The 10,588-nt window shown below is 57.6% G+C and carries 11 protein-coding genes; 8 read left to right on the forward strand and 3 right to left on the reverse strand.

All coding sequences use genetic code 11. From position 1 onward, the window contains the following. Nucleotides 1-2: 2 nt before the first annotated feature. The 5 genes from ACR0BD_RS01945 to ACR0BD_RS01965 all read left to right on the forward strand — a co-directional run bounded on the left by ACR0BD_RS01945 (nucleotide 3) and on the right by ACR0BD_RS01965 (nucleotide 6,354). Nucleotides 3-806, forward strand: a complete 804-nt coding sequence (locus tag ACR0BD_RS01945) for a metal ABC transporter ATP-binding protein (protein ID WP_480828580.1) — start codon at nucleotides 3-5, stop codon at nucleotides 804-806. A gap of 2 nt (nucleotides 807-808) precedes the next feature. Then, entirely contained in the window at nucleotides 809-2,014 is a 1,206-nt protein-coding gene (locus ACR0BD_RS01950) for a metal ABC transporter permease (RefSeq protein ID WP_480828582.1), read from the forward strand. Next, the gene (locus ACR0BD_RS01955; RefSeq protein ID WP_480828583.1) at nucleotides 2,011-2,940 is read left to right on the forward strand and encodes a metal ABC transporter permease; all 930 of its coding nucleotides are present in this window, start codon (nucleotides 2,011-2,013) and stop codon (nucleotides 2,938-2,940) included. The genes ACR0BD_RS01950 and ACR0BD_RS01955 overlap by 4 nt, the downstream gene beginning before the upstream one ends. A 272-nt stretch (nucleotides 2,941-3,212) precedes the next feature. Beyond that, nucleotides 3,213-5,072, forward strand: coding sequence for a DNA mismatch repair endonuclease MutL (gene mutL / locus ACR0BD_RS01960; protein ID WP_480828584.1), 1,860 nt, complete (start codon nucleotides 3,213-3,215; stop codon nucleotides 5,070-5,072). A gap of 52 nt (nucleotides 5,073-5,124) precedes the next feature. After that, nucleotides 5,125-6,354 (forward strand): DNA recombination protein RmuC, encoded by a 1,230-nt coding sequence (locus ACR0BD_RS01965; protein WP_480828585.1) that lies wholly within the window; start codon nucleotides 5,125-5,127, stop codon nucleotides 6,352-6,354. Between the two features lie 3 nt (nucleotides 6,355-6,357). Here the strand turns inward: ACR0BD_RS01965 and ACR0BD_RS01970 are convergent, their stop codons facing one another. Genes ACR0BD_RS01970 through ACR0BD_RS01980 form a run of 3 tightly spaced genes read right to left on the reverse strand, consistent with a single transcriptional unit; the run spans nucleotide 6,358 to nucleotide 8,132 of the window. Then, a complete protein-coding gene (locus ACR0BD_RS01970; protein WP_480828586.1) occupies nucleotides 6,358-6,762 on the reverse strand; it encodes a hypothetical protein in 405 nt (134 codons plus the stop codon). A gap of 52 nt (nucleotides 6,763-6,814) precedes the next feature. Continuing rightward, on the reverse strand, nucleotides 6,815-7,465 hold the full coding sequence (locus ACR0BD_RS01975; protein WP_480828820.1) for a ChrR family anti-sigma-E factor: 651 nt from the start codon (nucleotides 7,463-7,465) through the stop codon (nucleotides 6,815-6,817). A gap of 10 nt (nucleotides 7,466-7,475) precedes the next feature. Then, nucleotides 7,476-8,132: a sigma-70 family RNA polymerase sigma factor gene (locus ACR0BD_RS01980; protein WP_480828588.1), complete on the reverse strand. Its 657-nt coding sequence runs from the start codon at nucleotides 8,130-8,132 to the stop codon at nucleotides 7,476-7,478. A 146-nt stretch (nucleotides 8,133-8,278) separates the two neighbouring features. On the opposite strand from ACR0BD_RS01980, the gene ACR0BD_RS01985 reads away from it, so the two are divergent. The 3 genes from ACR0BD_RS01985 (at nucleotide 8,279) to ACR0BD_RS01995 (ending at nucleotide 10,515) form a co-directional block, all read left to right on the forward strand. Further along, the gene (locus ACR0BD_RS01985) at nucleotides 8,279-9,052 is read left to right on the forward strand and encodes a DUF1365 domain-containing protein (RefSeq protein WP_480828589.1); all 774 of its coding nucleotides are present in this window, start codon (nucleotides 8,279-8,281) and stop codon (nucleotides 9,050-9,052) included. An 87-nt stretch (nucleotides 9,053-9,139) separates the two neighbouring features. Beyond that, nucleotides 9,140-9,457: a DUF3775 domain-containing protein gene (locus ACR0BD_RS01990; RefSeq protein ID WP_480471640.1), complete on the forward strand. Its 318-nt coding sequence runs from the start codon at nucleotides 9,140-9,142 to the stop codon at nucleotides 9,455-9,457. 134 nt (nucleotides 9,458-9,591) lie between these two features. Then, nucleotides 9,592-10,515: an SMP-30/gluconolactonase/LRE family protein gene (locus ACR0BD_RS01995; protein WP_480828590.1), complete on the forward strand. Its 924-nt coding sequence runs from the start codon at nucleotides 9,592-9,594 to the stop codon at nucleotides 10,513-10,515. Nucleotides 10,516-10,588 lie beyond the last annotated feature (73 nt).

Below are 10,588 nucleotides of genomic sequence, written 5' to 3' on the forward strand. Positions count from 1 at the left end.
CGATGCTGGAACTGGCGGCAAACCAAGGAGTATCCGTACAGGAAAATGGGCTTGAAGACAGGCCTCTCGCTATTCGCGGGCTGACGGTCTCTTATGGCCAGAAACCGGCGGTGTTTTCCGTTGACATGACCGTGCAGCCCGGGGCGATGACCGCCATTATTGGCCCGAACGGAGCCGGTAAATCGACGTTGCTAAAGGCGGCGCTGGGCATAGTCTCACCGCTGTCGGGGCAGGTGACCGTCTATGGTCAACCGTTGGAAAAACAGCGTGCCCGAATTGCCTATGTACCGCAGCGTGCAAGCGTTGATTGGGATTTTCCGACCCGCGTGATTGATGTGGTGCTGATGGGTCTGTCCCGGGAATTGGGCCTGCTGGGACGTGTTCGCGCGCGGCACAAGGCGCGGGCGATGGATTGCCTGAACCGGGTCGGCATGCGCGATTTCGCAGATCGCCAGATCGGCCAGCTGTCAGGGGGGCAACAGCAACGCGTGTTTCTGGCACGTGCATTGGCGCAGGACGCTGACCTGTATCTGTTGGATGAACCCTTTGCCGGTGTCGATGCGGCCACGGAAAAGGCCATCATCGCTGTTCTGAAATCGTTGAAAGAGGCTGGCAAGACCGTGGTCGTGGTCCACCATGACCTTGCCACAGTGACCGACTATTTCGATCATGTTTTCCTGATCAACACGCGCAAAGTGGCCGAGGGAACAGTGGCTAAGGCGTTCACTGCTGAAACCCTGCAATCCGCCTACGGTGGCCGGTTGGCGACAGCTCAGATCGACCAGATTTCGCGCGCATTGGGATAACCATGCTTTGGGACGCCCTGACCCTGCAGCTTGGCTACAACGCCTCGCTGGTCGCCATTGGTGCAGCACTGCTGGGTGTGTCGGCTGGTGTGACAGGCACTTTTCTTTTCCTGCGCAAGCGCGCGCTGGTAAGTGACGCAATCAGCCATGCGACCCTGCCGGGCGTATGCCTGGCCTTCATGCTTTTGGTCCTGTTGGGCGGCGACGGTCGCAACCTGATCGGATTGTTGGCAGGCTCTGCCGTATCCGCGTGGATTGGGCTTTTGTGTATGAACTGGCTGACGCGCAACACAAGGCTGGCCGAGGATGCAGCGATTGGCGCGGTTCTGTCGGTTTTCTTTGGGTTTGGCATCGTTCTACTGACCATTATCCAAACTATGGGTGTCGGGCGTCAGGCCGGGTTGGAGGGGTTTCTTTTAGGATCGACCGCTGGAATGCTGTGGGCCGACGCGTTGATTATCGCAATCGGTGGTGCAGTGACCTTGGGCTTGGTGATGCTGCTGCGGCGTCCTATGACCCTGGTGGCCTTTGATCCGGAATATGCCGCAGCCCGAGGCGTGCCTGTGCATCGGGTTGATCTTGCGATGATGGGTTTGGTCATGGCGGTGACGGTCGTCGGGTTGAAAATCGTTGGTTTGATCCTGATCGTCGCCTTACTGATCATCCCTGCCGTAACAGCCCGTTTCTGGACAGAACGGTCGGATCGCGTCGTTGTGCTGGCCGGTCTGGCAGGGGGCGTATCCGGATACGTTGGAGCCGCGTTGTCAGCATCGGCACCCAATTTACCGACTGGCCCAATCATAGTTCTGGTGAGTTTCGCGCTGTTTTTACTGTCTTTGCTTCTGGCACCAGTGCGCGGTGTCATGGCGGCCCTTCTGCGGCACTTTAAGTTCCAACGTCGCGTACACATCCGGCAGGGTTTGTTGGCGCTGGCGCAGGGGCAAAAAATCTACGAACCGCTGACCTTGCGATTGTTACGCCGCGCCGGTTTGGCGCGCGCGGACGGTGTCGCAACCGAAGCCGGGAAAGCCCGTGCCGCGAAGGCGCTGCGCGACGAAAAGCGTTGGGAAGTTGTCCGGGCCGATCAGGCTCACGAAGCGACGGCCGCACTGTATGATGGGTTGCGGGATATCGAAACCGTATTGACGCGCGACCAGATCATCGAGATCGACCGTCAGATTGGCGGCCCGCAGGGGGTTGCAACATGAACGGTGAAGAATTTGTCCCCCTTTCCTTGACGCCCCTATTGATTGGTACGTTTGCAGCCATCGCCTGCGCATTGCCAGGCAATTTTCTGGTGCTGCGCAAACAGGCTCTGATCGGGGACGCGATCAGCCATGTCGTGCTGCCGGGGATTGTTGTGGCGTTCATACTGACCGGTGCAATTTCCACCTGGCCGATGATGTTGGGGGCCGCCGGTGCCGCTGTGGTCGCTGTTGTATCGATTGAGGCGGTCCGCCGTCTTGGCCAGATCGAGCCCGGTGCCGCGATGGGTGTGGTTTTTACCACCATGTTCGCTGCGGGCGTTCTGTTGCTTGAGCAAACGGACACCTCGACCGTGCATCTGGATGTGGAACATGCGCTCTACGGCAATCTGGAAAGCCTGATCTGGCTTGACGCAACCGGGTGGTCGTCGCTGTGGGACATCGAGGCGCTGGCCGGTTTGCCGCCGGAACTGCCACGCATAGCTTTGACCGTCGCCGGGGTTTCTTTGTTCACCTGGTTGTTCTGGCGGCCGCTCAAGATTTCGACCTTTGACGAAGGTTTCGCTCGCACCGTTGGAATTCGCACGGGTCCGTTGGGTTTTGCCCTTGTGATCACGGCTGCAATTGCGGCAGTGGCGGCATTTGACGCGGTGGGTTCAATCATCGTGATTGCAATGTTCATCTGCCCGCCTGCTGCGGCGCGGATGATGACGAACCGGCTTGAGTCCCAGATTGGTTGGAGCATCGTATTTGCCGTGATTTCAGCGGTCGCCGGATACGTTTTGGCGGGGTACGGACCCTTATGGTTGGGAATGGCAGACGCGGTCAGCGCGGCAGGTATGATCGCAACCGTTTCGGGCCTAATACTGGCGGTGGCCGCGATCTGGGGGCCATGTCGAACCCGGGCCGGGGCACCGGGACCGGCATAAATACGGTGCGCGCAGGGGCCAGATTCGGCTGAACTCCGCCCAACGGGATGGGGGCTTCAGAGTTAATGAGCCCCAAAGGGCATTTCGTGTTACAGAACTTTCATTGTTAAACGTTTGACCGCCACTCACATTGGATCGTTCGGGCAACCGCGAATACGCTTATCACCCTATTTTGATGACGCGACGCGATTGTCCGAACGCCCCCCTCTCTCTTTAAACCCAGTGTCTATGAAGGTGGTAGAATCGTGCGCACCTGTGCTAGGTCTAGGGGTATGGCGCATGTAGACCCCAATATCCGCGAAAATCGACCGGTAATCCGTCAGCTGGATGACGCCGCGATCAACCGTATCGCAGCGGGGGAAGTGGTGGAACGCCCGGCCTCTGCCGTCAAAGAACTGGTCGAAAACGCGATTGATGCGGGATCTACGCGGATTGCCATAGATATTGCGGATGGGGGCAAGACACTGATTCGTGTCACAGATGACGGATGCGGTATTTCTGCCGGCGATCTGCCGCTGGCCTTGTCGCGCCACGCGACGTCAAAGATCGACGGCTCGGACTTGTTGAATATCCACACGTTCGGCTTTCGTGGCGAGGCACTGCCCTCGTTGGCGGCCGTCGGTCGGCTGACCATCACCAGCCGAGTGCCAACGGAAGACGCGGCGCAGATCCATGTGGCGGGGGGCAAAATGGAGGCGGTTAAACCTGCCGCCCTGCGCGTGGGTACTGTGGTCGAGTTGCGCGATCTGTTCTTTGCAACGCCTGCACGATTGAAATTCATGCGCACGGACCGGGCCGAGGCGCAGGCAATCACGGATACGGTCAAGCGCCTTGCGATGGCAGAGCCGGCAATCACCTTTACGCTGCGCGATGTGTCCGGTGGTGGTGAGGGTCGGGTGACCTTTCGCGCCGATCGTGAAAATGGCGATCTCTTTGATGCACTGCACGCACGACTGGCCCGTGTCATCGGACGCGACTTCGCCGAGAATGCCCTGAGGATCGACGCCACACGCGAAGGCATTCGACTGTACGGTTACGCGGCCCTGCCGACCTATTCCCGTGGTGCCGCCGTGGCGCAATACCTTTTCGTCAATGGCCGTCCTGTGCGGGACAAGATGCTGACTGGCGCCCTGCGGGCAGCCTATTTCGATTTCCTCAGCCGCGATCGGCATCCCGCTGCTGCATTGTTCATCGATTGTGACCCGACCCTGGTTGATGTGAATGTACACCCTGCAAAATCCGAGGTTCGGTTCCGCGATCCCGGCGTTGCGCGCGGCCTGATTGTCTCGGCTTTACGCCATGCACTGGCCGAGGCTGGCCACCGGGCGTCATCCACCGTGGCGAATGCGACGCTTGGTGCGATGCGGCCAGAGCTGGCGCAACCGGAACCAGCACGGGTGTATCAGATGGACCGGCCATCGCGCGCTGCGCGGCAGATCGCCTTTCAGGCGCAATCGCCCGGTTTTTCCGAATTGTCGCAGGATTACAGCGGTAGGATTGTCGAACCGGGCCCCACAGCGACCCCTGCAGCAGAAGAACCACCTGTGCAAGAGCTTCCTCTGGGTGCCGCGCGCGGGCAGGTGCACGAAAACTACATCATAGCCCAGACGGCTGACGGCATGGTCATCGTTGACCAACATGCTGCGCATGAGCGGCTGGTCTACGAAAAGCTGAAGACCCAGATGGCCGAGAATGGTGTCGCAGCGCAGGCGCTACTAATCCCGGAAATTGTGGAATTGTCCGAGAGCGACTGCGCGCGTTTGATGGCCGTTTCTGACGACCTTTCCCGCCTTGGCCTGACGCTGGAGCCGTTTGGTTGCGGGGCAATCGCAGTGCGCGAAACACCCGCAATTCTGGGCGAGGTCGACGCGCGCGCGATGATCCTGGATATCCTTGATGAATTGGCGGACCAAGGGGAAAGCCAGACGTTACAAGCCCGGATTGAGGCGATCCTGAGCCGGGTTGCGTGTCATGGCTCGGTCCGTTCGGGGCGCCAGATGCGTGCCGAGGAAATGAACGCGCTGCTGCGCGAGATGGAGGCGACGCCCCATTCCGGTCAGTGCAACCATGGACGGCCAACATATGTGGAACTGAAACTGGCCGATATTGAGCGTTTGTTTGGACGCAGTTGATCCCGCCTTGCGCGCGGGTTAATAAGAATAAAACAAGAACATCCGAGGCGACATGATCGAGATTGCAGGTACCCAATACGCGCTGAACGACCCGGTGGTCCTGACCGTGGGCGGAGTGGTCGCGCTCATTCTGGTCTTGTTGTTCTTGTCGCTGCGTGCGGCCAACCGATCCGCCCAATTGGCAGAGCCCCTATCCCGTCAAATGGCGCATCTGGGGCAACATGTGCAGCAGTTGGGGCAGGGGCAAGAGCAGCTGCGCGGCGGGTTGCAGCATGTATCTGACACGCAGGCCAACGCACAGGTTCAGGTGATCCAGACGGTTGAATCCCGCTTGTCCTCTGTACAGCAGCAAATGAACGATCGGCTGGCAGACAACGCGATGAAATCGGCACGTGCCCTGGCTGAGATGCAGGAAAGGATGAAGGAGTCACTGCATGGCTCTTCCAAGCAGACGGCCACCTCACTGACCCAATTACAGGAACGTTTGGCGGCTATCGACAAGGCACAGGACAATATTACCAAATTGTCCGGTGATGTGTTGTCCTTGCAGGATATTCTGTCGAACAAGCAAACACGCGGCGCGTTCGGTGAGATCCAGTTGAATGATATCGTGTCCAAGGCGTTACCATCGGACAGTTTCCAATTGCAGGCTACGCTGTCGAATGGGCGACGCGCGGATTGTCTGATTAACCTGCCGAACCCACCCGGCCCAATCGTGATTGACAGCAAATTTCCATTGGAAGCCTACGAGGCGCTGATCGGGTCGACCAACGATATGGAGTTGAAGGCGGCGGTGCAGATGTTCCGCAGCACTGTTCGCAAGCACATCACCGACATTGCCGAGAAATACATACTGGATGGCGAAACCGCCGATGGCGCGCTGATGTTTTTGCCATCCGAGGCAGTCTATGCCGAGCTGCACGCCAAATTCCCCGAGCTGGTACAGGAAAGCTTTAGCAAGCGGGTCTGGATCGTCTCTCCGACCACCTGCATGGCAACACTGAACACGATGCGTGCGATCCTGAAAGATGCGCGAATGCGCGAGCAGGCCGGGGCAATCCGAAAAGAGCTTGGGCTGCTGCATAAAGACGTGGAGCGTTTGGGGGATCGCGTCTCGAACCTGGATCGGCATTTTGGGCAGGCTGCCAAAGATATCTCAGAAATCAAGATCAGCGCCGAAAAGGCCGGACGCAGGGCACAACGGTTGGATAATTTCGACTTCGAAGAATTGGCCCCCGAAGGCCACACAAACGTTGTGCCTTTGGGTAAGTCCGAAGGTTAGGCGTTACTGAATAGACAGATCGAGGTTATAGCCAACGGTCTTTCCTGTATCGCGGTCATTGCCCATCAGGTAGACGCGGATCGTGTATTCCCCGTCTTCGGGCAGGTTTATGCGGGCTGTATTGCCGTCAATGGACCCAATGTAGATCGCCTCACCTTCACTGCCCGGTGGCAGAATGTTGAAATAGACCACACCGTTGCCGTTCGTGTCACTGACAACAAGCTCTGCGAACATTTCCTGCCCGGCTGACGCGTCCAGCTTATAGTCGAAATACTCATCGCCAGTGACTGTTCCGCTGACCATCGTGCCATAGTTGCCTTGGTCGAATTTGACGTCGGCCACACGCTGAGCGGTAGCGACTGTGGCCAACCCGATGGTTGTCGCAAGAACGAACAAAAATCTCAGCATAGCAAGGCCCTCCACAGTGCGGGTTCAGTTTAGCACAACCGGGCGATACGCGTCAGATTCGAAGAAAGGGCTGAAAAATGCGCGGCATCAGTTTGCTGAATTTCAGCGGCGCATCCGTGACCGCCAGGCAAATGCAATCCTCGGACATGTCTGCCGTGGGGGTGTGATGCAGGTCTTCGTCCGCAATCTCAACATCACCACGGGCAAAGTGATCAACCTCGTCCGAGAACGCACCCTGCAGCACCATCGTCAGCTCAATACCCTTGTGCGAATGGTCCGGTACGGCTGCTCCGGCCGGGATGAACAGAAGGCGGGCTGTCGCTTCGCGCGTCGTGGGCAAAATCGCCTGTTTGACGCCCATACCGATCGAACGCCACTGGATATCGTTCACGTCACCGCCAACGTAGTCCTGCAGCGGTGTTGGCAGCACAGAACAGCCGGGACGCGACGGTTTCGCAATTGGCGCGCCTTGGGCGATCATAGCCATAGTTGCGGCAAGGGACCCGTTGCTCATGCCGACCGTGTCATCCTGCTCTTGCAGGACACAGCCGCCTACGGCGTCGAACCCTTCAGCACGCGCACGGCAGTGGTCGCACAAGGATAGATGCGTCGCGACCATCAGGTCGAACGCCTCGGGCAAAGACCCTGCAGCGTAGGCCATCAGCAGGTCGTCTGTCAGGTGATGTTTGATCTTGTTATTCATCATCGTCATCTCAGTTCATGGCATGGCGCAAGCGGTCCAGCGCCAACCTAATTCTAGATTTGATCGTTCCCAGGGGCAGCCCGGTCTGCGATGCGATCTCTCGGTGACTCAGGTCTCCGAAATACGCCTTCTCGATCAGTTCTCTTTGCGCCACTGGCAACGCGGTCAAAGCGTCACGCAACTGCGCGGTTTCCTGTTGCAGCGCGATCACGTCGTCCTGGTCCGGCTCAGCCTCGGGTCCCCAGCCAAGATCTTCTGGCTCGGGTCGGCGTTGCTTGCGCAGAACGTCGATGCGCTTGTTTCTTGCAATCGTGAACACCCAGGTGGCCACGGTCGCGCGGGTCGGGTCGAACAGATGCGACTTGTGCCACAAGGTGGCCATAACCTCCTGCGCGCACTCCTCGGCCAAAGTGGCGTCGGACCCTGATTTCATCAGGAACGCCTTGACCCGAGGGGCAAAGTGCTGGAACAGCTCGGCAAAAGCCGCCTGATCCTGCGCATCGCGGATACGGGTGATGTGACTCACCCATTCGGTTCTTGTGTCGCAACTGCCGTTTGCCTGGTTCACCGGTTTACCCTTGATGCGTTGCTTTGCGCGCAAGGGTGTCACTATGGGCCCGTCGGCCACCGGTTCATCCAAGCTCGCGGTATCGATCTCGGTAAACATAACCTTATTACGCGGGCAGACCCAAGCCGGATCACTCTGCACAATTATTTTAATCCACGCTGACTACGATTTCGTAGTACGCATATGTAAAGACTGAGGAAAAGAATGCAGTTTGATCGGTTGGCAGGCAAAATGGGAAAGGCAGGATGAACCGGATTGATCACATCGCGGGGCATACCTACCACGGCCGTAAAGGCGCGATAGAAAACGCGTTTCGCTATTCGGTCGACTATATCCTGCTGGACCCCGAAGCCGACGTTGCGACACCGTTTTTATTCTCACTCAACAAACCGAACATTACCAATTGGCGCGAACGGGATCACGGTGGTGAGCCCGGTAAAGGGCGTGGTGCAGAATGGCTGCGTGAGCAGTTTGAGCTGCTGGGCGTGACACAGCCCAAGCGCATCGCTTTGCTGACCCAACCACGTGTACTGGGCCATGTCTTCAACCCCGTCAGTTTTTGGTTCTGCTTCGATGCCGAGGATAATTTGTATGCAGTCGTGGCTGAGGTGACGAATACCTACGGCACACGCCACAGTTATCTGTGTCACAACGCGAACTTTGCGCCGATCCAACCGTCAGACCGGATCGTGGCCGACAAGTTGATGCATGTGTCTCCGTTCCAGAAGATCGAAGGGTCTTACACCTTTCGGTTTGATTTGCGTCCCGATCGGGTTGGCGTCTGGATCGACTATGGGCGCGAGGCGGGGGGCCTGATCGCCACGCTGACGGGACCGCGTGCGCCACTGACGGACCGGGCTTTGGCTTGGTCTTTGCTGCGCCGGCCATTCGGGGCACGCCGCGCCTTTACGTTGATTGTCTGGCAGGCCTTGAAGCTAAAGCTGAAGAAAGCCCGATTTCGCCCGTTTCGCACCGAACCAGTACCAGATCACCCTGTTTCAGGTATCCGCAAACCCTAAACCCTCGTTTTTTGCTCAAGATCAAAGACTCGGCCCCATCTCGGTGGTTGATGTTGTCTTGAAACCGCGAACACGAGGAGTCGGAACATGCTGGAAATCTCGGCAAGAAAAATCGCTCAGGTCGCCATGATGGGCCGTGAACTGGATCGGGCTGAGGGCGAGTTGCGTGCGTTTATTGATCGTATGGGTGAGGACGAACAGGCCGAGCTGGTCGCCGTCATGTGGATCGGACGCGAAAGCTTTTTCGCAGAAGATTTGGCAGAAGCCGTTGCAACTGCCAAATCCGAGGCATCGACCCCCTGTGCGGATTACCTGATTGGCACACCGCACCTGTCAGATCACCTTGAAAACGGTTTGGACGCCTTGGGTATTTCAGCCGAAGATGTCGAGAACGATCTAATGTGACCTTTCGGGTCAACCGCAATATTCCGACAAAAATTTTGACACGAACATCCTGAAATGCCTTCTTAGGCATGGGCTGGCTTTGTTTGTCTGAGGCTTGGCCAGAACAAACGTATTGCGCAAAAAAGGGATGGGATATGACGTTGGAATTACAAGAGGTTTGTAGCGGCTTGGGCTTTCCGGAAGGACCGGTTGCGATGGACGATGGGTCTGTCCTGTTCGTGGATATCAAGGACGAAAACCTGTCCCGAGTGACGCCTGATGGGAACGTCACTGTTGTTGCCCACATACCCGGTGGACCGAATGGCGTTGCTATCGGTCCGGATGGCGCGGCGTATGTGTGTAACAACGGTGCCGTGTACAGCTTTGTCCCCTATGGCCCGGACAAAATCACTGTGCCGTCGCCTTTGCGCCCGGATTATCGGGGTGGATCGGTTCATCGTGTCGATCTAAGCACCGGCAAGGTTGAGCCTTTGTTTGACTCGTACAAGGGCGAAAGGCTGATTGCACCTGATGATATCGTCTTCGATGCGGACGGAGGGTTCTGGTTCACAGACACCGGAATTCAGGATGAAACCTCGACCCGATATGGGGGGCTGTACTATGCCTCGATCGACGGAAAAACGCTGATCAAGGCTGCGACGATCCCCATGCCTAACGGCGTTGGGCTGTCACCGGACGGAAAAACAATCTACGTTTCGGACACTGTTTTTGGTCGTTTATGGGCGATGGAGATCACCGGACCCGGAGAGGTTAAACCGGGACCGATTCCAGGGATGACGGGAACTGTGGTGCAGACCTTGCCGGGATACCAATGGCTGGATAGCCTCAAGGTGGAACAGGACGGCCGCGTTTGCGTCGGAACAATCTACAACGGTGGGATCACTGTTTTCAGCCTCGATGGGACAACGGAACATGTGCCGGTGCCGGACCTGTTCACAACAAATTTATGTTTCGGCGGCAAAGACATGCAGGATCTGTGGATAACTGCGTCGAGCACCGGTAAAATCTATAAAACCAGATGGCCCCGCCCCGGCCTGAAACTTGCATTTACGGCCTAAGATACAGCTTTTGGATGCAATCGCGTGACATTTTCGCTTCCCGGTCGGGATGTCTTGTCGATTGGGTTGTGTC

It is taken from the genome of Ruegeria sp. G5 (assembly GCF_056533365.1).